The sequence below is a fragment of the Pseudomaricurvus sp. HS19 genome (assembly GCF_009857815.1).
Classification (GTDB): domain Bacteria; phylum Pseudomonadota; class Gammaproteobacteria; order Pseudomonadales; family Cellvibrionaceae; genus Pseudomaricurvus.
The window spans coordinates 296,159-317,852 of the sequence record NZ_WVVW01000001.1; the positions used below are offsets into that span (position 1 = coordinate 296,159).

The window sequence follows — 21,694 nt, forward strand, 5'->3', positions numbered from 1 at the left end:
AACTGAAAAGGGAACAAGGCATGTCGAAAGGAAATGCAGAAACGGTTGAAGTCGCAGCGGAGCCGGTACAGCAACCACAGGTGGTGTGGAGCGATAAAAACATGGTCTCCAACTTCGCTAACGTGGTGAATATCCAGAGTACCAAGGATCAGATTGACCTGTTTTTTGGCACCAATCAGACCTGGAACCTGTCCCAAAGCAACGGAGTAACCGTTGATCTCTCCAGTCGTATTATCCTCACGCCCCATGTGGCCAAGCGCCTCTGCCAATCGCTCACGAAGTTGCTGGCGGAGCATGAAGCCCGCCATGGTGTGCTGACTGATTGATGTCGGGTCCGGGTAATGCCGCCGGTTTGACGTGGTGTCAGCCCGGCGCCGACCGGTCGGAGTTGTGTCCGTGAACCATCCTGCCGAAGAGCCTCTCACCGCCGTATCCCGTGCGTCGGCGGAGGCCACTGATCGTCACTGGTCGATGCTGATTCAGGCCGCTTCGCTGCAGGCCGCGGCCCAGTCCTGGCTGGCGGTGATGTGCGAACAGGTTGATGAGACCAATGCCGGCTTACTGGTATTGCAGCAGGCCGCTGGAGGCTACCAGCCGGTAGCCCATTGGCCCGAAGATCAATTGCTGCCGGAGCCTCTGCGCTCGCTGGCTGGTGTTGCTCTCGAATCCGCCAAAGGCACCGTTCGCAAGGCCGATAACGCCACCCTGATTGCCTACCCGGTAAAGTCCGGTGAACAGGTATTTGCCGTGGCCTGCCTCTCTGTCACCACCGACAACATGGCCCGTATACGCAAGACCATGCGGCAATTGCAGTGGGGCAGCAGTTGGTTGCGGGATCTGTGGCAGCGGGACTCCAGGCAGCTTGAGGATGGCCGGCAACGGCTGACTCACCTGGCACTGGATATTATCGGCGATACTCTGGAGGCGAGCAGTGCGAAAGTGGCGGAGCACGACCTGGTGCACCGTCTGGTTGCCGAGTTTGCCCTGGAGCGCGCGAGTCTTGGCTTTCTCGATCACCAACAGTTGCGGGTGACTACCATCTCCCACAGCGCCAGCTTCGGCGAAGAGATGAACCTGATTCGCCAGATTGGCGAGGCCATGGACGAGGCGATCGAGCAGGGCACCAGCATTGTCTATCCCTCAACTGACAGCGAGACTCCGGTGATGGTGCGGGCCCACGAGTCGCTGCACCACGCCAACCGGGATGGAATGATTCTGACCATCCCGCTGCTGAAATGTGGCGAGCCCGTTGGCGCTCTGTTGTGCGAGGCGGGAAGGGGGCAGGAACTCAACCGGCAGCAGGTGGATTTGATCGCTGCAGTGGCGGCCTATATGGGCGGCTTGCTGTTTGAAAAACGCTGCAACGACGCCCACATTCTCTCCAAGGTCCGGCAATCAGCCAGGGTGCAGTGGACACGTATGACGGGGCGGGGTTACACCGGTCGCAAGTTGTGTGTGGCGCTGTTGGTGGTGCTGGGTGTGTTGTTTACTTTTTTGTCGGGTACTTATCAGGTCAAGGCCAATGCCGTACTCAAAGGGCAGATACAGCGCGCTATCGTGGCGCCCTTTGACGGCTTTATTCTCAACAGTGATGTCCGCGCCGGGGATGTCGTGCAGGCGGGTGATCTGATGGCGGCCTTTGATGACCGGGATCTGGCACTGGAGCGGCTTAACTGGGTGTCGCAAAAGCAGGAGTACCTGTTCGAATACAATCGCGCTCTGGGCAGTCGCAAGCGGGCTGAAGCCAAAGTCTACGAGGCTCGCGTCACCCAGGCTGAAATCCAGCTGGAGCTGTTGGATCAGCAGTTGGCGAGGACCCGTTTGACGGCTCCCTTCGATGGAGTGGTGGTGAGCGGTGACCTGAGCCAGTCCATCGGCGGCAGCCGTAAACGCGGTGAGGTGTTGTTTGAAGTCGCCCCGCTGGATGCCTATCGGCTGACGCTGCTGGTGGACGAATCGCAAATCACTGATGTTCGGGTGGGCCAGCAGGGCAAGTTCCTGGCGGCCTCCCTGCCCGATGCTCCTTTCAGTTTTGAAGTGAGCAAGATTACCCCGGTGGCGCGGGCCGAGGAGGGGAAAACCGTGTTCGAAGTCGAGGCGATGGTATTGCACTCGACGGCGCAGCTGCTCCCGGGCATGCAGGGGCTGGGAAAAATCAACGCCGGTGAACGCAACCTGCTGTGGATCTGGACCCGCAGTTTCGGTCACTGGTTACGGCTACACCTCTGGTCACTGTTTGATTAAGGGGCGTCGGTGAAAGAGTCGCACTTTTCCCCCAACTGGTACCGGGTAGCAAACCTGAAACTGTGTTTGCGCAACCATGTTGAGATTCATCGCCAGCAAATGCGGGGACGTACCTGGTACGTCCTCCAGGATGCCCAGTCCGGCAAATATTTCCGGGTGTCTCCGGCGGTACGGGATATTATCCAGCGCCTTGATGGCAGGGCGAGTATCGATGACATCTGGCAGGCGGCGGCAGCGCGGCTGGGAAAGGAGCAGCCAACCCAGTCGGAGGTCATTGAACTGATTGCCCAGCTCTATCGTGCCGACCTGATCCGCGGGGACGTTCCACCGGATATGGATGAACTGGTTCACCGTGCCGGTACCCAGGCGCGACAGCGTTTCCTGAGTCGTTACAAAAACCCTTTGGCACTGCGGTTTCCGCTGCTGGACCCGGACAGGTTCCTTAACCGGATCATGCCTGTGTTCCGCCCACTCTTCACTTACTGGGGCGCGCTGTTGCTGGTGGTGTTGGGTATAACTGGTGTAGTGCTGGCCGTATTGAATTTTACGGCGCTGACCTCCAACCTGTCGGACCGCGTGTTATCGCGGGATAACCTGATATTGATGCTGCTGCTCTACCCGGTGATCAAGGGGCTGCACGAGATGGGGCATGCTATTGCTGCCAAGGCTTTCGGCGGCGAGGTGCACGAGATCGGCATTATGCTGCTGGTATTCATGCCAGTGCCTTACGTGGATGCCAGCGCAGCTTCCGCCTTCCGCAGTCGCTGGCAGCGGGCGGCGGTGGGGGCGGCGGGTATCGCGGTGGAGTTTTTGCTGGCAGTGCTGGCACTGTTGGTCTGGTTACAGGCCGAGCCGGGCCTGGTACGGGCGGCGGCCTTCAATGTGATAATAATCGGTGGCGTTTCAACCCTGCTGTTTAACGGCAACCCGTTGTTGCGCTTTGACGGTTATTACGTGCTGTCGGACCTGCTGGCGATACCGAATCTTGCCAGTCGTTCCAACCGTTATCTGATGTATCTGATCAAAACCCGCCTGTTTTCCCTGCCCAACCAGGAAAATCCTGCACATAGCCGGGGCGAGCAACGCTGGTTCATCTTTTACGGTATCGCGTCGTTTGTCTACCGCCTGTTTATCACCATTACCATTGCCTTGTTTATCGCGACCCGGTTCTTTTTTATCGGTGTTCTGCTGGCCTGCTTCAGCCTCTACATGGCACTGCTCAAGCCCACCTTTAATGCCCTTCGCTACCTGCTGTTTGCGCCCTCACTGGGGCAGCAACGGGCAAGGGTACAGATGATTTCGGCAACCCTGCTGGTGACGCTGTTGGCGGCGCTGTTTTATTTGCCTGCCCCCTATAGCACACGGACAGAGGGGGTGCTGTCCATGGGGCAGCAGGCGCAGGTGGTGGCCGGGGCCTCCGGCTTCGTTGCCCGCGTGGTGCAGGAAAGTGGCTCCGAGGTTCAGGCGGGCGACGACCTGATTGTGCTGGAGGACCTGGAACTGGCGTCAACCCTGGAGTTGCTGGAAGCACAGTTGCAGGAGTTTACCGCCAGTTATCGCGGGGTGAACCTGTTCGATAAGGTACAGGCGGATATTCTCAATCAGCAGATCGCCCGCACCCGGGCCCGTCTCGATTACTTTCGCCAGCGCCAGCAGCAACTCTCGCTCACCGCTGCCAGCACCGGCCAGTTGGTGATACCCGCTGTTGATGAGCTGCCGGGGCGGTTTCTGGAAGAGGGAACCGTTGCGGCCTACGTGTTGCCGGCCGCTGTCCGCGAGGTGGATGTGGTGGTGGGCAGCGACCGGGTATCGCTGGTCAGCGACGGGACACTGCAAGTGGAGGTGCGGGTGGAAGGCGCCGTTGACAGGGTCATTCCCGCCCGCATCATCCGTCAGACACCATCGTCGCTGGAGCGCTTACCCAGTCACGTGCTCACTGCCCGGGGCGGCGGAACGATTGCTGTAGACCCGGAGGCCGCCAGTACGCTGGCGCCTCTCGGCAGCTACTATCTGTTTACCCTGGCACTGGACGAGCCGGTGGAGCAGCGGTTGGTGGAGGGGCGGGTTTACGTCCGTTTTGTGCATCAGGCGCTGCCTCTCGGCCGGCAGTGGTTGCTGGTTATTCGTCAAACCTTCCTGAGACTGTTAAATGTCTGAAACTTCCCGCCTGGAACCGGTGCCAATCACTGCGCCATCGTTGATCACCGCCTTTGAAAAAAATCGGCCTCGGGAGGGTGTTTTCGAACGCTGGGTGAAACGCATCGACGGCTGGCTGGGGCACCGCCGGAGTGGCCGCAGGCTGGAGAAAAAATTAGCCCTGCTGACGGATTTGTCCGGCTATGCAGAGGAACTGGTACGACTGGACGATGCACAGTTGTGCTCCCGCGCCAGGTTCCTCGGCGCCACCCTGCGGCACTCGGGCCTGACAAATACCACAGCCTTGCTGGAGTTGCTGGCATCGTTGAGCGAAGTGTCGAAACGAAGCCTCGGCCTGCAACCCCATAGTGTGCAACTGGCCGGGGTATGGGTGTTGCTGGAGGGGCAGCTGGCGGAGATGGCGACCGGCGAGGGCAAAACCCTGGTGGCAGGGCTGGCCGCAGCCGCGGCGGCACTGTGTGGCCGCAAGGTGCACGTGGTTACCGTTAATGATTATCTGGCCGAGCGGGATTCGGCCTGGGTACTGCCATTGATGAAGTTTCTGCGTCTGTCGGTGGGCGTTGTGGTACAGAAGACCGGCGACAGTGTGCGTCGCAGTGCCTATGACAAGCCGGTCTGTTACTGCACCAATAAAGAGTTGGCCTTCGACTACCTGAAGGATGCCCGCCTGAACGCCCGTCAGGGCCGCTTGTCGCGGCTGGCCTTTTCGGGCCTGACTGCCGCTGCCGTGGCACAGACTCGTATCACCTCACTGGATTTTGCCATTGTCGACGAGGCGGACAGTATCCTGGTGGATGAGGCCCGGACGCCGTTGATTCTCTCGGAGGGGGCAGATGCCAGTATCGCCCCGGAGGTTATCCGGCAGGTGATGAATGTGGCTGTGACTCTGGACGAGGATATCCACTTCCGCCTCCTCGCGCAGCAGGATACGGTGGTTCTGCTGGAGCCGGCGCGACAGCTGTTAAGCCGGGAGTTCGCGGATATCACCTGCGGGCCGCTGTTGCTGGAGGCGCTGCGTGAAGAACTGTTGGTGAAGGCCCTGTGTGCGCTGTATCTCTATCATGCCAATCAACACTACCTGGTGGCGGATGACCGCATCTGCATGATTGATGAGTACACCGGCCGCGTCATGCCAGACCGGGTCTGGAGTGAAGGCCTGCACCAGATGATCGAATTCAAGGAGCAGTGTCCGTTATCGGATCCCCTGAAGACGGTAGCGCGCATGACTTTTCAGCGCTTTTTCCGGCGCTACCGGACATTGGCGGCCATGACCGGCACCGCCGCCGAGGTGCGCGGCGAGCTCTGGCAGGTCTATGGACTGGAGGTGGTGGCTATTCCCACCCACGCGCCCTGTGCCAGGGTCAGCCTGCCAGAGCGCATTTTCCTGACCCGTGAAGAGAAGTGGCAGGCACTGGTCACCCGCGTGATTGAGATCCATAACAGCGGCGCACCGGTACTGATAGGCGTGCGCACGGTGGCGGAGGTGGAAACCCTGCTGCCACTGCTACGGCAGGCGGGATTGGAATTCGCGGCCTTGCACGCGGCGGACGATCGGCAGGAGGCGGAGACAATTGCCCGCGCGGGCCAGAAGGGCAGCATAACCGTGGCCACCAACATGGCGGGGCGGGGTACGGATATTGCCCTTGGTCCGGGTGTTGGCGGCCTCGGTGGCCTGCATGTCATTATGACCGAGCGGCACGATTCCGGTCGTATCGACCGACAGCTGATGGGGCGCTGTGCCCGCCAGGGCAATCCCGGTTGTTTTCAGGCCTTTCTCAGCCTGGAGGATGACCTGGCGCTGCTGGCGGCTCCGGAGTGGACCCTGCGATGGGCGCGTTACCGATTACGACAGGCGCATCCGCAGGCGGCAGCGAACGTATTGTGCAGGGGGCAGAAACAACAGGAACAGGCTCACTCCAGAGCGCGACAGAGATTGCTGCAGAGTGACCAGTCGGAAAGTGAATTGCTGGCCTTCAGTGGGCAGCCGGAATAGCAGCAGGGAATACACAGGGATGATGGACAGCAGAACCAGCACGAGCAAAACAAACAACCGATTGGCGCTATTGTGGCAGGGGATGTGGCAATCGTTGTGGCAATGGCTGTGGCAGGTGCGGCGGATCCTGCCGGCGCTGGTTCTGCTTGGCCTGGCCAACATAACACACGCCTCCGTGGAGGTGCAGAACGAATACGATTGCCTGATTGACCCGGCCCAGGTCCTGGAAATTGGCAGTCCGGTTATGGGGATTCTGGAGAAGGTGCTGGTGTCCCGTGGCGACACGGTCACCGCCGGTCAGCAACTGGCGCAGCTGGAATCCACCATTGAAGAGGCTTCGCTCAATATTACCCGTGTGATGGCCGACAGTGATGCCGCCATCAAGGCCCGTGAGGCAAAACTGGATTACGCCCGCAAGCAACGGGATAGAGCGGTTGAGCTGCAGGGCAGGGGAGCGATCTCCAGCCAGAGCTTTGATGAACTGGGAGCCGATTACACCATTGCCCTGCAGGAGCTACAGCTGGCCAGGTTTGAGCAGCAGAGGCTGCTGCTGGAGCGTAAAAGAGCGGAAGCGGTGTTGGCGCAACGGCATATCAAAAGTCCGATTAGCGGTGTGGTACAGAAGGTGGACCGGGGGCCGGGCGAGTACGTTTTCCAGGAGGCCTCAATTATGACCGTGGTGCAGCTGGACCCGCTTTATATTGAAACCTTTGTACCGGTGAGCAGTTACCGGGATATCGCCCCGGGCATGGAGGGGGAGGTTATGCTCAGCCAACCGCAGGAGCAATCGGTGACGGCCAGGGTGATCGTTATTGATCGGGTTTTTGACACCTCCAGTGACACCATCGGGGTGCGCTTGCAGTTGGACAACCCCGGCGGAGTGATTCCCGCGGGCCAGCGTTGCAAGGTACGCTTTTAACGGTCACGCCTGCAGTTGTGTAAGACGCTATCTGGTGCTGGTTACCGGATATTTTATCCGCTGCAGGCTGGCCACCTGTTCCTCTCCCCGCAGTAACATGATCGCGCCGTTATCGGTCGCATCAACCCTTCGCCCCTGGTGGCGTCATCGCCGGCACAACTCATGTTGAGCCGCAGTCCGGCAGGTCGCCGGATGTTTAACCGAGAATCATACCGAAGGGCAAGGCCCGGCTTTTGATTTTGCTCATAACACCTCATCGCGGAAACGAGCAGGCGAGCGGCTATGGAGTTGACGGGGTCTTTGCGACACACTGCGGCGACAGGCTGACTGGTTCAACTCAGCCATGGATTTCGGACAACGGATCTGGCAATGGAGCCGGGGCAACGGAGGTCGTTATGCGTGGCAATATTGAAAAGCTGCTGGCCACACTTCCACAGCAGGGCACATTGGAGAAAATTCTCTTGCGGCCGTCACGGGAGCTACCCATGGTCAGTGTCGATCGGGTTGGTGTCGTACCCGGGCTGGGGCTTGAGGGAGATCGCTTCAAAGGGCGCGTCGACAGCAAGCGGCAAGTGACACTGTACCAGGCGGAAAACCTGGCGGTGCTGGCCTCACTGCTGCATCGGGAGACCATCGATCCGGCGCTGCTGCGCCGCAATTTGCTGGTGCAAGGCATCAACCTGCACGCTCTCAGCGGACGTCGCTTCCGCATCGGCGAAGTGCTGTTTGAAGGTGCCGGCCAGTGCCACCCCTGTTCGCGTATGGAGTCCGCCTTGGGGGCGGGTGGTTTCAACGCCATGCGCGGCATGGGCGGACTGTGTGCGAAAGTGCTCAGTGAAGGCACGATTAGTCTGGGCGACGCGGTTGTGGCCCTGGCGGATGAGCAGCAGCAAGAAGATAAGTGATTTAAACGGGGATTTGTACTTTGACCATTGGGTTGCCGCTGCAGGCATTTTTACTCTACGTACTGGTGTTGATGTTAGGCCTGCTGGTGCACTACCGGCGCTTGCCAAGGGAAATCCTGATTGTCGGCATGGCGGATTTGTGTGCCCTGTTGCTGCTCGGTGGCTGGTTTCTGTTGGGCGTGGTGGATTGGCGGGCGGCACTGGCCGGGGCCATCCTGATGTTGCTGGCACGGTTCCAGGCGCGACTCTCCGGTTACCCGCAGGGGGTGATGACCGGTGCGCTGGTGGTGCTGTGCCTGGCGCTGGCGCTGCATTACGTTCCCGGCTTGTCCCGCTGGCAGGTGGAAGCACCACAAATCCTGACCCCGGGTTACGGCTTTTTCAGCCTCCATCTCAGTCTCGATAAGGCACTGGTGGGGGCGGCACTGTTACTCTACCTGTTGCCGGCAACAGCGGCCCGGTTGCCGCGGGACTGGTTGGGTGTGGCGCTGGTGGCGCCGGCGTTGCTGGTGGGGCTGGCGGTGTTTCTCGGTATCCGTTTTGATCCCAAGGCGGGCAGCTACCTGCTCTGGTTTGTGCCCATCAACCTGCTGATTACCGTGTTGGCGGAAGAGCTTTTCTTCCGGCGCCTGATTCAGGACTCCATAGCGCGCCTGATCCGGCCCCAGGCCCTCAGTGCACTGGTGGCGATTCTGTTGACCTCCTGGCTGTTTCTGGTGGCCCATGGCATCTGGTATCCCACGGGCACGGTCACCATGCTCTTTGCCGGCGCCAGCCTGCTCTATGCGGCGGTCTACCAGTTCTCCGGGCGGGTGGAGTTATCCATACTCTGCCACTTCATGGTCAACCTGCTGCACATCCTTTTACTGCCGTATCCGCTCTGGTAACACCGTTGACGGGACTCTCCAGACTGACACTCTGTCGCAGGTTCAGCGCCTGCAACAGGGGCGTCAGTGTGGACTGGTAGGCCGGACCTGTGTGGTAAAAGCAGGGCGTTGCCGTGGTTCGCGTCGCCGGGCTGGTTTCAGCCAGCAGGCTCTGCAGTCGCCGTGCCACCGCCGCGCCGGAATCCAGCCACTGTACCTGTGGTGCAATGCGTTGCAGCTCTTCCCGCAGCCAGGGAAAGTGGGTGCACCCCAGAATACCGGTATCAATCCCGCTCTCCAGCAGTGGGGCTACCAGTTGATGCAGCTCGCTGATATCGACGGCTTCTCCCTGTAATTTCCCTTCCGCCATTTGCACCAGCTGCGGTGCGGCCAATTTAAACAGTTGGCAGTGGCTGGCGAAGCTGTCCGCCAGTTGTTGGGCATAGGTGCCGTTAACGGTGGCGGCGGTAGCCAGCAGACCAATCCTGCCATTGGTGGTTCGCTCGGCGGCGGTTTTGATGGCGGGGACCACACCGACAAACGGTATGCCGAAGGCGGTGCGCAGGTGTGCGAGGGCTACTGTGCTGGCGGTGTTGCAGGCGATAACCACCGCATCAAAGGCGCCGTTCTGCAGCAGCGGGTGCAGGAGATCCTGCAACCGCTGCTGCAGCTGTTGTGCTGTTTTATTGCCGTACGGAAGGAAGTGGTTGTCGGCCAGGTAACTGCAGTGCAGGGGTTGCAGGCGGATGATATCGCGCAGCACGCTGAGCCCGCCGAGGCCGGAATCCAGCACCAGTACCCGATGCAGGGTGGTTGTCATACAGAACCTGTTGTTTCAGGGGGCGGAGCGGAATTCCACCCGGGATTGCAGAATGCCGGCAACCTTCTGCGGCTTGAAGGGCCGGGCCTGTCGCAGCCACCAGGAGAGGGTTTCCAGGATGGTAGTGACCGACAGGATCAGGGTCAGTTCCATCTCGTCGCTGTTGGCCCTGGGTTGGTCGCCGTAGAGCTGTTCGGCAATTTCCCGGGAGATCTGCAGCAGCTCCTCCTTCACCGCACTGGCGGCGCCACCGGTGAGCAACGTGGTCCAGAGCTGACGATGCTGATCCACATAGCTGCACATCTCCAGCCACGCGGCGCTGGAGTCAGACTCACTCAGCAGTGGCAGCGTCAGCTGCACCATGTGGCGTATTTCATCGGCTGCCAAATCATTCAGCAGGGCTTCCTTGCTGCTGTAGTGGCGGTAGAAGGTGGCGTGACCAATGCCGGCTGCCGCTGCCAATTCGCGAATGGAGATCTGCTCCAGGGTTTTCTGCTCCAGCAGCTGCAGCAGGGTCTGGTGCATGGCGCTGCGCGAGCGTATCTGGCGGCCATCGGTCGTGGCGGGGGCTTTTAACTGGTCGAGTCGCTTGATCATGGTTCGGGCATTCGTGGCCGTGCATTGCCTGAGATGTTACAGGGTCGGACGGATTCAACGCCAGTGATCCGCTGGTTGTCCGGCGCCGGGGCCATCATTGACAGTGGTTATTCGGGATGTCTATGATACTGTGTGTATCATAAATAATAAATCCACTGACCTGCTTCGAGGCAATCCACTGCCGGCAGGTGAAAGCACCGGAGCCTGCTGTCATGACCGGCATTATTGTTACCACCCGCGAGAGTGAATCCCGCACCCTGGAACTGGAACCGGAGGCGACGCTGATGCAGTTGATCTGCGATGCCGGCGTCGACGAACTGCTGGCTCTCTGTGGCGGTGTCTGTTCCTGTGGTACCTGCCATGTCTATGTCGACGCAGAATTCCTGCCCCTGTTACCACCGGTGGAGGAAGATGAAGACCTGATCCTGCAGGAGTCGCCTGCCCGCCAGCCGAATTCACGCCTGTCCTGCCAGATCCGCCTGACGGAGGCGTTGCAGGGGTTGCGCGTCACTATTGCACCGGAAGGTTGAACACTTGCACGACTGCATCAATAACAATCAATAATCTGTCGAGGAGAACACCATGTCTGCCCAGGCTCTGAACGAAAAAGATTACTTTACCGACCTCTCTGTGCTGCTGGATCCCTACGCCTATTTCGAGGCCATGCGCGAGCAGGGACCGGTATGCCCGCTGCCCAATCACGAGGGCGCACTGATGATTACCGGCTTTGCCGAGGCGATTGAAGTGCTGCGTAACCACAAGGATTTTTCCTCCCTCAATTCCACCGTCGGTGCCGGTTTTCCACTGCCATTCAAGCCGGAAGGGAATGACATTACGGCGTTGATGGAAGCCAACCGCGACAAGTACATGGGTGGTGACCTGCTGGTGGCATTGGACGGGGAGAAGCACTCGGCCCTGCGCTCGGTGATGAATCGCCTGTTGACGCCGACGCGGCTGAAAGCCAACCAGGAATTTATGGTGGAGTACGCAGAGCAGCTGGTAAAGGAGGCTGTTGCGAAAGGTGGGTGTGAACTGGTGAATGAGATTGCCACCCCCTTTGTGACCCTGGTGATTGCCGACCTGCTGGGTGTGCCGGCAGAGGACCGGGAGAAATTCCGCGAGGTGATCGACAACGCACCGCCACCCGGCAATATGAACAACGAGGCAATGCCGACGGAAATGTCGGTGCTGGTATTTCTGGGGACGTTCTTTTACGAGTACCTGATAGATCGCAAGGAGAATCCCCGGGAGGATGTACTGTCACAACTGGCTCACGCCAAGTACCCCGATGGCAGCGACGCCGACCTGCTGGATATGGTGAAAATGGCCACCTTTATGTTTGCCGCCGGACAGGACACCAGCGCCAAATTGCTGGGTAACGCCATGCGTTACATCGTCGACGTCCCCGGTCTGCAGGAGCAGTTGCGCGCTGACTACAGCCTGATTACGCCGTTCCTGGAAGAAGTACTGCGTCTGGAGGGCTCCACCAAGATCACCTCCCGCCTGGCCTGCCGCGACACCAAAATTGGTGACATCGAGGTGCCGGCCGGTACCCAGGTTCTGATCTCCCTGGCGGCAGCCAATCGCGATCCACGGCGTTGGGAAAACCCCAACCAGTTTCAGCTGCATCGCCCGCGCATCATGGAACACCTGGCGTTTGGGCGCGGGGTTCACACCTGTGCCGGTGCGCCATTGGCCCGCGCTGAAGTGAAGGTGATCCTGGAGCGTTTCTTTGAGAACACCAGTCATATTGACCTGAACCCGGAGAAGCACGGCACGGCGGGTAATCGTAAGCTGGAGTTTGAGCCCAGCTTTATTATTCGCGGCTTATCGAACCTGCAGGTGGATCTCACACCCGCCTGACCTGCCGCAATAAGGGGTGAGGGAGTGTTACTCGCCCCGAAGGGCCAACCAGTTGGCCAGTCCACGGCCTGCCAGACGGCCGGTGGCAAAGCAGGCAGTCAGCAGGTAACCGCCGGTGGGTGCTTCCCAGTCCAGCATCTCGCCGGCCACAAACACACCGGGCAAGGCACGCAGCATCAGCTGTTCATCCACGGCGGTAAAGCGGACGCCGCCGGCGCTGCTGATGGCTTCGCTCAGGGGGCGGGTGCCGGTTACGGTTGGCAGCGGCATCGCTTTGAGGGCGCGGGCCAGTGCCCTGTGATCACTCATCACCAGATCCGGGCAGCATTCCCGCAGCAGCGCGTTGGCGATCGACGGCAGTTTCAATTTTTTCTGTAACAGGTTGCTGCTGCTCATACCTTTGCGGGCTTGCTGCAACTTATCAACAATCTCTGCCTCGCTGTTATGGGGCAGCCAATCCAGCAACAGCCGGGCCTTGTCGGGAGTCTGCTGCGTCAGTTCACGCAGGGGAGCGCTGAGGGCGTAAACCAGGCTGCCTTCCACACCATAGGCCGAGACAATGCATTCGCCGGTCTGCCGCTCCTGTTGGCCATCTGCGGTGGTCAGGCCCAGGCCGACATTTTTCAACGGGGTACCGGCAAAGCGTTCGCGGATGTAGTCGCTCCAGGGCAATTCAAAACCACAGTTACTGGCCTGCAGGGGGTTGATCTCAACGCCCACGTCACCCAGCAGGTCGCACCAGTTACCGGTGGAACCCAGTTGCGGCCAGCTGCCACCGCCCAGTGCCAGTACCACGCCGCCAAAGCGCAACTCTTGTACGCCATGAGGTGTGTCCAGTTGCCAGCACAGCCCCTGTTCATCCTGCTGCAGGCCAACCCAGCGATGACGGGTATGGAGGGTGATTCCCTGTTCCCGCAGCCGGTGCAGCCAAGCTCGCAGCAGCGGGGCGGCTTTCATCTCCCTGGGGAAAACCCGGCCGGAGGTGCCGACAAAGGTTTCCACCCCGAGGGCGTGAATCCAACCGCGCAATTCATCGGGCGTAAACGCATCGATGGCGGGGCGTAAACAGGGCTCCGCTTCCCGGTAGCGGGGCAGGAATTGCTCATAGCCCTCGGCGTGGGTAATGTTCATACCACCAACCCCGGCGCGCAGGAATTTACGTGCGGCACTGGGCATGGATTCGAACACCGCCACCTTATAGCCAGCGCCTGCCAGTTGTTCTGCCGCCATCAGACCGGCCGGACCAGCGCCGATCACGGCAACAGGCAAAGTTTGGGGGGCAGGGGGTGTGGTCATGGTGTTTCCGGCGGCAGTTCAGTGCCGCGCAGTGTACCATTTCAGCAGCGCTGAGGTGGGGAAAGCTGAGCCATTCGGACAGCTGCTGTTATTGCCTTGGCAGACAAAAAATAGCAAAGCGCAGGGAGTGGTCGAATGAAAAAAATCCTGGTGGCACTGGCGATCGTGGTGCTGTTGCTGGTGGCGGTGAAACTGCTCACCAGCGACGTCACGGTGAATGCTCCCTTCAGCCAGTTTCTTTATCAATACACTGGCAAGGTGCCTGAGGATGCGGCTGTGGTCGGGCGTATGCGTGTTCCGGACGGGCTACAGCTGCAGGTCTGGGCTACCGGGTTGCCCGGGGTGCGTATGCTGGAGATGACCCCCCAGGGACACCTGCTGGCGAGCCTGCCACGACAGGGGCGGGTGGTTGCCATAACAACAGGGCCGCAGGGGCAGGCGTTGTCGGTGCGGGATCTGCTTACTGACCTGGATCGTCCTCATGGATTGGCGCTGCATGGTGGTTACCTGTATGTGGCGGAGGGCACCCGGGTGGTGCGCGCGGTCATGGAGGAGCGCGCTGATGGCATTGCGTTGAGTGGCATGCCGGAAACCGTAGTCAGCGGTTTGCCGGATGGTGGCAACCACTGGACCCGCAGTATTGGCTTTGGCCCCGATGATCGCCTCTACATCACCGCCGGTTCCAGCTGTAATGTCTGTGAGGAGAGCGAACCCATGCGCGCCGCCATGATGGTGGCCAATGCGGATGGTTCGGATTTCCGGGTTTATGCCAGCGGCCTGCGCAACAGTGTGGGGTTCGACTGGCACCCGTTAACAGAAGTGCTCTATGCCACGGACAACGGTCGGGACCTGCTGGGGGATGATTTCCCGCCCTGCGAACTCAACCGGGTTGTGGACGGGGGTTTTTACGGCTGGCCTTACGCCAATGGCGCCAATGTCCCGGATCCTGATTTTGGGGCGGCTAACGCCGATATAATCGCCAGCGCCAGGGCACCGGTGTTTGATTTTCCTGCCCACACTGCCCCCTTGGGTATCACTTTTCTAACCAGCCTGCAGGCGCCGCCGGGGTATCGCAATGCCGCATTGGTGGCCTTGCACGGCTCCTGGAATCGCAGCAAAAAATCCGGATATAAAGTTGTGTCGCTGCACTGGCCGCAGGATGGCCGCATTCAGATGCGTGACTTCCTTACCGGCTTTGAAGTGGATGAAGATGTGATCGGCCGGCCGGTGGATATCGCCGAGGGGCAGGATGGCAGTATCTATATTTCGGACGATTTTGCCGGGGTTATCTGGCGGGTCTCGGGGGCGCCGGGCGACTCTGGCACACTGCTGAACCAGCCACTTGCCGCCAGTGCAGCAAAGACGGCCGCTGTGGTGTTTGCACCTGAGCAGGTAGCCCGGGGCAAAGCACTGTTTGCCAGTTATGGGTGTGGCAGCTGTCATCTGCAGCAGGAAGCGGATCAGGGCGTGGTGGTAAAGCCGCTGCTGGAACTAGCGGAGCGCTACGACCAGCTGGCGCTGGTGGCGTTCCTGTCGGCGCCCACTCCGCCCATGCCGCAATTCCCGTTGTCGGATACGGAGCGGGAAGATCTGGCCGCTTACCTGTTGTCGGAGTCGACGCTGCAGTGAGGATCGGTTTCCTGCTGCGGGAGTGAGGTCTTTGAAGTCATTATCTGGCGTTGGCCTGACGACAAGGCATAAAAAAGCCAGCTCCAAGGGGCTGGCTTTTCAGGTTCAGGTACAGGCTGGTAACCGGAATTACTGGACCAGCAGCTCCTTCACCGCAATGCTCTCATCCGCCAGGCGCGCAGGATCTACCGGCAGGCTGTCGGCAATAATGCGCTTGGCCAGCATAAACTCCTGCGGACGGTTTACGCAGTCAGCAGCAATCAGTTTGCCTTCTTTCAGGTAGTAGGCCACGAAGCTGCGGCTGGTGTCCTTGTCGCCACGAATGACCACCTGATCGTAACCCTGGCTCATACCGGCGATCTGCAGTTTCAGGTCGAACTGATCGGACCAGAACCATGGCAGGGCGTTGTAGACCTTCTCCTTGCCACAGATGCTGGCAGCGGCGGACTTGGACTGCTCGGTGGCGTTGGGTACAGACTCCAGGCGCATGCGGATGTTGTAGAGGTGGTTGAAGTGGTTGGCGCAGTCACCGGAAGCCACGATATCGGGATCATTGGTGCGGGCGTAATCGTCCAGCACGATACCGTTTTCCACGGTGATGCCAGCGGCTTCGGCCAGCTCGGTGTTGGGGATAATACCCACGCCTACCACCACCAGATCGGCGTCGAAGCTGGTGCCGTCGGCACACACAACGCGCTGTACGTGACCGTCACCTTCAAAGGCGGAGACGGCCACGCCGGTGCGGATATCCACGCCTTCTTCGCTGTGGACGCGGGTGTAGAACTCGGACAGTTCGGGAGCGGTCACACGGGCCAGCACACGGGGCGCCATTTCCAGTACGGTGACGTTCATGCCCATCTTTTTCAGGGATGCAGCGGTTTCCAGACCGATGTAACCACCACCAACAATCACGGCGCTCTTGCCGGGGCCTACATCGCCCTGGATGGCAAGGGTGTCTTTCAGGTCGCGCATGTAGTGGATACCGCCCAGCTCTACGCCAGGCAGGGAGACCTTGCGCACGCGGGAGCCGGTGCACAGCGCCAGCTTGTCGTAGCTCAGCACTTCGCCATCGGTGAGAGTGATGGTTTTATGGGCGCGATCGATGCTCTCGACGCGGGTGTTGAGACGGAATTCGATGTTCTGCTTTTCATAGAGTGCCGCGGCGCGGATCAGCAGGTCATCGGCCTGCTTTTCACCGGACAGTACCGCCTTGGAGAGTGGCGGACGGTGGTAGGGCAGGTAGGGCTCGTCGCCAATTACCAGGATACGGCCTTCCCAGCCTTCCTGACGCAGGGAGGGGGCCAGCTGTGCCGCCGCGTGGCTGGCACCGATAATAATGCAGGTCTGAGACATGTGAATCGCTCTTCCGTTGGATTGATCATAAAGCCCATGCCGGGCGTATGGTTATTAACTCTTTGTGACCCCAAGAATAGGGGGGTGGGCCGCCAAAGCCTATATCATTTAAGGCCATAAAATTATCATTATCGGCCAAAGTTCAGTATCATTATCGGCCATTATTGTTGAGGAACTAGGACCACAACAATCCTGAGAACCTAGAACCTAGAACCTAGAACCTAGAACCTAGAACCTAGAACCTAGAACCTAGAACCTAGAACCTAGAACCTGGAATTTTCATGGCCAACCCCTACGTCGAAGCATCCCAGGGCTTTCTGGGACGTCGCATCCAGCAGCTCAACGATGTGTTACAGGAGCAGTGTCCCTACGTGGATCGGGAGGCGCTGGGGTACTGGTGTGGTTTGCCGGGCCCCTGGTGGTTGCCGGATGCCGGTTTGGCGGACCAGGATTACTTCCGCCTGCTGCGTCAGCTGCACGATAACGAGGTGCCCAATATCGCCCTGCGGGTGGCCGCCAAGTCCCGCATCAGTGACCTGGATGTTATCGGTTACGCCATGATGGCCAGCCGCACACTGGAGCAGGCATTGCGACTGAGTATGTCGGTGGCGGAGCAGTCCTACGGCTTCGTCAAGGTGGGGCTGACCGTGGATCGGGAGCACGCGCTGCTGAGCTGTGAGGTATTGCCGGCGGGCTCGGACTACTACCAGTTGCTGCTGGAAGAGTGGATGGTGACCATCTGGCAGTTTGTGCGCAGCATCCTGCCCGAGGGGCTGGCGGCCTGCGCCAGTTACGCCACGCTAAATTACAAGGCACCCACCTACCACTGGGAGTACCAGCGCATCCTCGGCTGCCGGGTCAGCTTTGACCAGCCGCTCACTGTACTGGCGATTCCCAAACAGTGGCTCTACACCGGTATCAATCGCCGCGATGCCCAGGCGCAGAGTCTCTATGAGTCGCAGGTAAAGCGTCTGCTGAAGAACCAGCTGGGGCGTCCGGATATCGTCACCCGGGTCAAGCGCATGCTGGTGGAGCGTCCGGCCCAGTGCCGTTTCCAGCTGGAAACCACTGCACCGCTGCTGTCGCTCTCCAGTCGCACCCTGCGGCGGCAATTGGCGGTAGCGGGTACCAGTTTCCGGGAGGTGAGCCTGGAAGTGCGGATGGAGCTGGCACAGGATTATTTGCTCAATTCGCAACTGACAGCACAGGAAGTGGCGTACCAGCTGGGTTATTCACAACCCAACAATTTCTTTCGCGCATTCCGCAGTTTTTATGGCATGCCGCCGGAGCGTTTCCGCACCGAGCACCGTATTCCCCGTTTGTGACAATCAGAGGCTCTGCAGGAACGCCGGCACTTCAACCGTAGCCGGTCCGTAACGGGCATCATCAAAACGCGAGCCGTGGTTCGACGGTTCCAGGTTCAGCTCTACCGTATGGGCACCAACGGCTTTGGCCATCTGATAAAAGCCCGCCGCTGGATAGACGTTGCCGGAGGTGCCGATGGAGATAAACAGGTCGCACTGGCTCAGTGCGTCTTCAATTTCGTCCATATGGAGTGGCATCTCGCCAAACCACACCACGTGGGGGCGCAGGTTGCCGGACTGGTTGCAGCAGGGGCAGGGCTGTTCCGGAGAGGTTGGCTCATGGCAATCGAACAGCTGGCCGCTGCGTTTGCAGCGTATCTTCAGCAGCTCGCCGTGCATGGGCAGCAGGTTGCGGGAGCCGGCGCGCTGATGCAGGTCGTCGATGTTCTGGGTGACCAGCGTGAACTGACCGGTGTGGCCGGCTTCGAATTTCGCCAGCGCGCGATGAGCGGCGTTGGGCTCAATGCCATCCAGCAGGTAGGCGCGACGCTCGTTGTAGAAACGGTGCACCAGTTGCGGGTCGCGCTGGAAGGCTTCCGGGGTGGCCACATCCTCAACGTGGTGGTTTTCCCACAGGCCGTCGGCATCACGGAAGGTTTTGATGCCGGACTCCGCCGAAATGCCGGCGCCCGTCAGTACCACGATATTGCGGAATTCCTTAGCCATTCCCTGCGGCCCTCTGCTCTGGCGTAACGGTTGATTGCAACGTTTTACGGATGACTGTCGCTCAGGAGAGCAGGTCCCGCATCAGCAAGGCGTAGCCACCATCTTCCGCCAGCTGGATATCGGCGGGGATGGGCAGGCGCACGTGGTGGCCTGAGCCCAGCGCCGCCTCCACCGCCTGGCCCTTCTGGTTCTCCATCTCACCCAGGGTGAAGGCAAAGTTACCCTGCGGGGTAATCAGTTGCAGGCGGTCGCCCTTGTCGAAGCGGTTTTTCACCTCGATATCGAGCATGCCGGTGCCAGCGTCAAAGCGGGTGACCTCACCGACAAACTGTTGGTTGATTTCCGGATTGCCGCTCTCGTAGTTCTGGTACTCCGCCGGCAGGTGGCGGCGGTAGAAACCTTCGGTGTAGCCGCGGTTGGCCAGGTGCTCCAGCTCGTCCATCAGCGCCATATCGAAGGGGATACCGGCCTGGGCGTTGTCGATGGCGCGGCGGTAGACCTGGGCGGTGCGGCCGACGTAGTAGTGGGACTTGGTGCGGCCTTCGATCTTGAGGGAGTGGATACCCATCTTCACCAGCCGGTCCACGTGCTGTACGGCACGCAGGTCACGGGAGTTCATGATGTAGGTGCCGTGCTCGTCCTCGTAGGCGGGCATGTATTCGCCGGGACGGGAGCGCTCCTGCAGCAGTACGGCGATCTCGTCGCGGGGCTGCTCGGCGACGGCCTGGGCAGGGTCAAACTGTGCGGCACCGCTGATGGTTCCGGAGTCCACGGCGATCAGCTCACCGGTCACATCCTCCTTGGCTTCGTGCACGTTGTACTGCCAGCGGCAGGAGTTGGTGCAGGCGCCTTGGTTGGAGTCGCGGTGGGTCATGTAGCCGGACAGCAGGCAGCGACCCGAGTAGGCGATGCAGAGTGCGCCGTGGACAAACACCTCCAGCTCAATGTCCGGGCAGCGCTGGCGGATCTCCTCGATCTCATCCAGCGACAGTTCACGGGAGAGGATCACCCGCTCGATACCCTGTTTCTCCCAGAACTTCACGGTCGCCCAGTTGACCGCATTGGCCTGTACCGACAGGTGCACCGGCATATCCGGCCAGGTCTCCCGCACCATCATGATCAGGCCCGGGTCGGACATAATCAGGGCGTCCGGTTTCATGGCGATTACCGGCTCCAGGTCGCGCAGGTAGGTGCGCACCTTGTCGTTGTGGGGCGAGAGGTTGCTGGCGAGGTAGAACTGCTTGCCCATGCCGTGGGCCTCGTCGATGGCGGCGGCGAGGTTCTCCAGCTTGTTGAACTCGTTGTTGCGCACCCGCAGGCTGTAGCGCGGCTGGCCGGCGTAAACGGCATCGGCGCCATAGGCGAAGGCAAAACGCATGCTTTTGAGGGTGCCGGCGGGTGAAAGCAGTTCGGTACTCATGATCTCTCTCGGGATAGATTTTCTCCGCGGAACAGGGTGGCCTGGGAGGCCGGCAGCGTCCGCGGAGAAGGGCGTCAGGGAAAGGGGGCAATTTTACCGGAGTCCGGCAGAGAAATCAGTGGTCAGGTCAGGCCAGTGGCGGACTTTATTGGCTGCCGGCTTGATCAAGGTCAGGGATTGCCGAGGTACTGCCGGCGGGTGGCAGCAGGCGCAGCAGGTAGTAATTGCGCCAGTACTTGCCGGTCACCCACAGGGCCTGTTGCCCGGCATCCCAGGCGAGCCCGTTGAGCACCTCGTCGGTGTCGTTGCGATCTTCCATATCCGCCAGCGCCTGCAGTGACAGTTGGGCCATCACCTCACCACTGGCAGGGTTGATGGCCAGTACGCGGGATTCTTTCCAGATGTTGGCCCAGATGCGTTCGCCATCGAAGGTGAGATCGTTGAGTTGCTGTACCGGACGGCCATTCTCGCGCACCGTGATGCAATCCAGGCGGCGGAAGTCGATCCTGCGATGGCGGCACAGGCGAGCCGAGCCGTCACTCATCAGCAGCTGGTCACCCATGGGGGTGAGCCCCCAGCCTTCGCCATCGTAGTGGAGTGATGACAGGGGTTGTAGTTGGCGACGGTCAAAACGCAACAGCTCTCCACTGCGCCAGGTGAGTACGTGCGCCACATCACCGATTACGGCGGCACCTTCGGCAAAGCGATTGCGGGGTAACCGGTGCTGGTGCAGTATGTGCCCGTCTGTGATTCGCACCCTTTGTACAAAGGAGCGACCGTAGTGTCCGCTGCTCTCCAGCAGCACGTCGCCATCACGCTGCAACCCCTGGGTAAAACTGGCCTGGGGTTTGGGCAGGGTGCGCAGAATCTCATAACCGTAGGCGGGAGATTGCGGGCGATAGGTGGCGGCCGCCAGCAGTGACGCCGGGTGCGACAGGCACAGAACAACCGTAAGGCAGGATGCTGCCAGCCATCGATTGAGGAGTTGTATGCAAAAGTTGCGTTCCTTCATTGCCCTGACAGTGTTGGGTGGACTGACTGTGGTGCTGCCTATTGCCATTCTGGTAATGCTGTTCCAGTGGTTGTTCGAGTTGATTACCGATTTTATCCAACCCTTCAGCGAGTTGCTGTCACACCGTGCCGATGTACGGGACCTGGCGGCGGACCTGCTTGTGCTGCTGATTATACTGTCTCTCTGCTTCAGTATCGGCCTGCTGGTGAAAACCCGCGTGGGCGCCTGGTTTCACCGGGTGGTAGATCGTTTACTGGCGCGCTTCGCTCCCGGCTACAGCACCATCCGTGACCTGGTGGTGCAGTTGTTGGGGGGCAGTGGTGAAACGTCCCTGCTGAGCGGGCAGGTGGCACTGGTAAAGCTGTTCCCCGACAGTGAACTCAAGGTTACCGCGATTGTGACCTCCGAGCACAGCGCCGGCTATACCGTGTTTGTGCCCACCGCACCGGTGCCCACCTCGGGCATGGTCTATCACGTCACCCGTGACGCCGTGACCCTGTTGCCGGATGTGACCGTGGAGCAGGCGATGAAGACGGTGATTGCCTGTGGCTCCGGCTCCCAGGCGCTGCTGATACCGCGCAGCTGATTTC

Annotated in this window: 19 protein-coding genes; 12 read left to right on the forward strand and 7 right to left on the reverse strand. The window is 60.2% G+C overall.

Annotation, left to right across the window (positions count from 1 at the left end):
- Nucleotides 1-20 precede the first annotated feature (20 nt).
- The 7 genes from GSF27_RS01155 to GSF27_RS01185 all read left to right on the forward strand — a co-directional run bounded on the left by GSF27_RS01155 (nucleotide 21) and on the right by GSF27_RS01185 (nucleotide 9,105).
- Nucleotides 21-326, forward strand: a complete 306-nt coding sequence (locus GSF27_RS01155; protein WP_160964884.1) for a DUF3467 domain-containing protein — start codon at nucleotides 21-23, stop codon at nucleotides 324-326.
- 70 nt (nucleotides 327-396) lie between these two features.
- Complete coding sequence (locus tag GSF27_RS18050; protein ID WP_160964886.1) at nucleotides 397-2,244, forward strand: HlyD family efflux transporter periplasmic adaptor subunit; 1,848 nt, start codon at nucleotides 397-399, stop codon at nucleotides 2,242-2,244.
- A 9-nt stretch (nucleotides 2,245-2,253) separates the two neighbouring features.
- Nucleotides 2,254-4,401, forward strand: coding sequence for a PqqD family peptide modification chaperone (locus GSF27_RS01165; RefSeq protein WP_160964888.1), 2,148 nt, complete (start codon nucleotides 2,254-2,256; stop codon nucleotides 4,399-4,401).
- Nucleotides 4,394-6,394 (forward strand): helicase-related protein, encoded by a 2,001-nt coding sequence (locus GSF27_RS01170; protein ID WP_160964890.1) that lies wholly within the window; start codon nucleotides 4,394-4,396, stop codon nucleotides 6,392-6,394. The genes GSF27_RS01165 and GSF27_RS01170 overlap by 8 nt, the downstream gene beginning before the upstream one ends.
- An 82-nt stretch (nucleotides 6,395-6,476) precedes the next feature.
- Nucleotides 6,477-7,313, forward strand: coding sequence for an efflux RND transporter periplasmic adaptor subunit (locus tag GSF27_RS01175; RefSeq protein WP_160964892.1), 837 nt, complete (start codon nucleotides 6,477-6,479; stop codon nucleotides 7,311-7,313).
- A 395-nt stretch (nucleotides 7,314-7,708) separates the two neighbouring features.
- Nucleotides 7,709-8,218, forward strand: coding sequence for an MOSC domain-containing protein (locus GSF27_RS01180; protein WP_160964894.1), 510 nt, complete (start codon nucleotides 7,709-7,711; stop codon nucleotides 8,216-8,218).
- 20 nt (nucleotides 8,219-8,238) lie between these two features.
- Nucleotides 8,239-9,105, forward strand: coding sequence for a CPBP family intramembrane glutamic endopeptidase (locus tag GSF27_RS01185; protein WP_160964896.1), 867 nt, complete (start codon nucleotides 8,239-8,241; stop codon nucleotides 9,103-9,105).
- Here the strand turns inward: GSF27_RS01185 and murI are convergent.
- Both murI and GSF27_RS01195 read right to left on the reverse strand, forming a co-directional pair.
- Complete coding sequence (gene murI / locus GSF27_RS01190) at nucleotides 9,062-9,904, reverse strand: glutamate racemase (protein ID WP_160964898.1); 843 nt, start codon at nucleotides 9,902-9,904, stop codon at nucleotides 9,062-9,064. The genes GSF27_RS01185 and murI overlap by 44 nt on opposite strands.
- A gap of 15 nt (nucleotides 9,905-9,919) precedes the next feature.
- Nucleotides 9,920-10,501 (reverse strand): TetR/AcrR family transcriptional regulator, encoded by a 582-nt coding sequence (locus GSF27_RS01195; RefSeq protein WP_160964900.1) that lies wholly within the window; start codon nucleotides 10,499-10,501, stop codon nucleotides 9,920-9,922.
- Nucleotides 10,502-10,713: 212 nt separating this feature from the next.
- Between GSF27_RS01195 and GSF27_RS01200 the strand changes: the two genes are divergently transcribed.
- Both GSF27_RS01200 and GSF27_RS01205 read left to right on the forward strand, forming a co-directional pair.
- A complete protein-coding gene (locus tag GSF27_RS01200) occupies nucleotides 10,714-11,031 on the forward strand; it encodes a 2Fe-2S iron-sulfur cluster-binding protein (RefSeq protein ID WP_160964902.1) in 318 nt (105 codons plus the stop codon).
- Nucleotides 11,032-11,083: 52 nt separating this feature from the next.
- Nucleotides 11,084-12,364: a cytochrome P450 gene (locus GSF27_RS01205; protein ID WP_160964904.1), complete on the forward strand. Its 1,281-nt coding sequence runs from the start codon at nucleotides 11,084-11,086 to the stop codon at nucleotides 12,362-12,364.
- A 27-nt stretch (nucleotides 12,365-12,391) separates the two neighbouring features.
- On the opposite strand, the gene GSF27_RS01210 is transcribed toward GSF27_RS01205, so the two are convergent.
- A complete protein-coding gene (locus GSF27_RS01210) occupies nucleotides 12,392-13,660 on the reverse strand; it encodes a TIGR03862 family flavoprotein (protein ID WP_160964906.1) in 1,269 nt (422 codons plus the stop codon).
- A 135-nt stretch (nucleotides 13,661-13,795) separates the two neighbouring features.
- Between GSF27_RS01210 and GSF27_RS01215 the strand changes: the two genes are divergently transcribed.
- The gene (locus GSF27_RS01215; RefSeq protein WP_160964908.1) at nucleotides 13,796-15,289 is read left to right on the forward strand and encodes a PQQ-dependent sugar dehydrogenase; all 1,494 of its coding nucleotides are present in this window, start codon (nucleotides 13,796-13,798) and stop codon (nucleotides 15,287-15,289) included.
- 129 nt (nucleotides 15,290-15,418) lie between these two features.
- Here the strand turns inward: GSF27_RS01215 and GSF27_RS01220 are convergent, their stop codons facing one another.
- A complete protein-coding gene (locus GSF27_RS01220) occupies nucleotides 15,419-16,642 on the reverse strand; it encodes an NAD(P)/FAD-dependent oxidoreductase (protein WP_160964910.1) in 1,224 nt (407 codons plus the stop codon).
- A 281-nt stretch (nucleotides 16,643-16,923) separates the two neighbouring features.
- Here GSF27_RS01220 and GSF27_RS01225 point away from each other — a divergent pair, with 281 nt between their 5' ends.
- Entirely contained in the window at nucleotides 16,924-17,967 is a 1,044-nt protein-coding gene (locus GSF27_RS01225; protein ID WP_160964912.1) for an AraC family transcriptional regulator, read from the forward strand.
- Between the two features lie 3 nt (nucleotides 17,968-17,970).
- Here the strand turns inward: GSF27_RS01225 and cobB are convergent, their stop codons facing one another.
- The 3 genes from cobB to GSF27_RS01240 all read right to left on the reverse strand — a co-directional run bounded on the left by cobB (nucleotide 17,971) and on the right by GSF27_RS01240 (nucleotide 21,104).
- Nucleotides 17,971-18,672 (reverse strand): Sir2 family NAD+-dependent deacetylase, encoded by a 702-nt coding sequence (gene cobB, locus GSF27_RS01230; protein ID WP_160964914.1) that lies wholly within the window; start codon nucleotides 18,670-18,672, stop codon nucleotides 17,971-17,973.
- A 61-nt stretch (nucleotides 18,673-18,733) separates the two neighbouring features.
- Nucleotides 18,734-20,092: a tRNA 5-hydroxyuridine modification protein YegQ gene (gene yegQ, locus GSF27_RS01235; protein ID WP_160964916.1), complete on the reverse strand. Its 1,359-nt coding sequence runs from the start codon at nucleotides 20,090-20,092 to the stop codon at nucleotides 18,734-18,736.
- A gap of 145 nt (nucleotides 20,093-20,237) precedes the next feature.
- A complete protein-coding gene (locus tag GSF27_RS01240; protein WP_160964918.1) occupies nucleotides 20,238-21,104 on the reverse strand; it encodes a glutaminyl-peptide cyclotransferase in 867 nt (288 codons plus the stop codon).
- Here GSF27_RS01240 and GSF27_RS01245 point away from each other — a divergent pair.
- Nucleotides 21,082-21,690 (forward strand): DUF502 domain-containing protein, encoded by a 609-nt coding sequence (locus tag GSF27_RS01245; protein WP_160964920.1) that lies wholly within the window; start codon nucleotides 21,082-21,084, stop codon nucleotides 21,688-21,690. The two genes, GSF27_RS01240 and GSF27_RS01245, sit on opposite strands and share 23 nt — an antisense overlap.
- The last annotated feature ends 4 nt before the right edge of the window (nucleotides 21,691-21,694 follow it).

Bases quoted from the DNA above. Each gene is read 5' to 3' on its own strand.
- GSF27_RS01210 (WP_160964906.1), bottom strand. From the start codon at position 13,660: ATGACCACACCCCCTGCCCCCCAAACTTTGCCTGTTGCCGTGATCGGC.
- GSF27_RS01205 (WP_160964904.1), top strand. From the start codon at position 11,084: ATGTCTGCCCAGGCTCTGAACGAAAAAGATTACTTTACCGACCTCTCT.
- GSF27_RS01155 (WP_160964884.1), top strand. From the start codon at position 21: ATGTCGAAAGGAAATGCAGAAACGGTTGAAGTCGCAGCGGAGCCGGTA.
- GSF27_RS01195 (WP_160964900.1), bottom strand. From the start codon at position 10,501: ATGATCAAGCGACTCGACCAGTTAAAAGCCCCCGCCACGACCGATGGC.
- yegQ (WP_160964916.1), bottom strand. From the start codon at position 20,092: ATGAGTACCGAACTGCTTTCACCCGCCGGCACCCTCAAAAGCATGCGT.
- GSF27_RS01215 (WP_160964908.1), top strand. From the start codon at position 13,796: ATGAAAAAAATCCTGGTGGCACTGGCGATCGTGGTGCTGTTGCTGGTG.
- GSF27_RS01200 (WP_160964902.1), top strand. From the start codon at position 10,714: ATGACCGGCATTATTGTTACCACCCGCGAGAGTGAATCCCGCACCCTG.
- GSF27_RS01180 (WP_160964894.1), top strand. From the start codon at position 7,709: ATGCGTGGCAATATTGAAAAGCTGCTGGCCACACTTCCACAGCAGGGC.
- cobB (WP_160964914.1), bottom strand. From the start codon at position 18,672: ATGGCTAAGGAATTCCGCAATATCGTGGTACTGACGGGCGCCGGCATT.
- GSF27_RS01175 (WP_160964892.1), top strand. From the start codon at position 6,477: ATGTGGCAATCGTTGTGGCAATGGCTGTGGCAGGTGCGGCGGATCCTG.
- GSF27_RS01245 (WP_160964920.1), top strand. From the start codon at position 21,082: ATGCAAAAGTTGCGTTCCTTCATTGCCCTGACAGTGTTGGGTGGACTG.
- GSF27_RS01225 (WP_160964912.1), top strand. From the start codon at position 16,924: ATGGCCAACCCCTACGTCGAAGCATCCCAGGGCTTTCTGGGACGTCGC.
- GSF27_RS01170 (WP_160964890.1), top strand. From the start codon at position 4,394: ATGTCTGAAACTTCCCGCCTGGAACCGGTGCCAATCACTGCGCCATCG.
- GSF27_RS01220 (WP_160964910.1), bottom strand. From the start codon at position 16,642: ATGTCTCAGACCTGCATTATTATCGGTGCCAGCCACGCGGCGGCACAG.
- GSF27_RS01240 (WP_160964918.1), bottom strand. From the start codon at position 21,104: ATGAAGGAACGCAACTTTTGCATACAACTCCTCAATCGATGGCTGGCA.
- murI (WP_160964898.1), bottom strand. From the start codon at position 9,904: ATGACAACCACCCTGCATCGGGTACTGGTGCTGGATTCCGGCCTCGGC.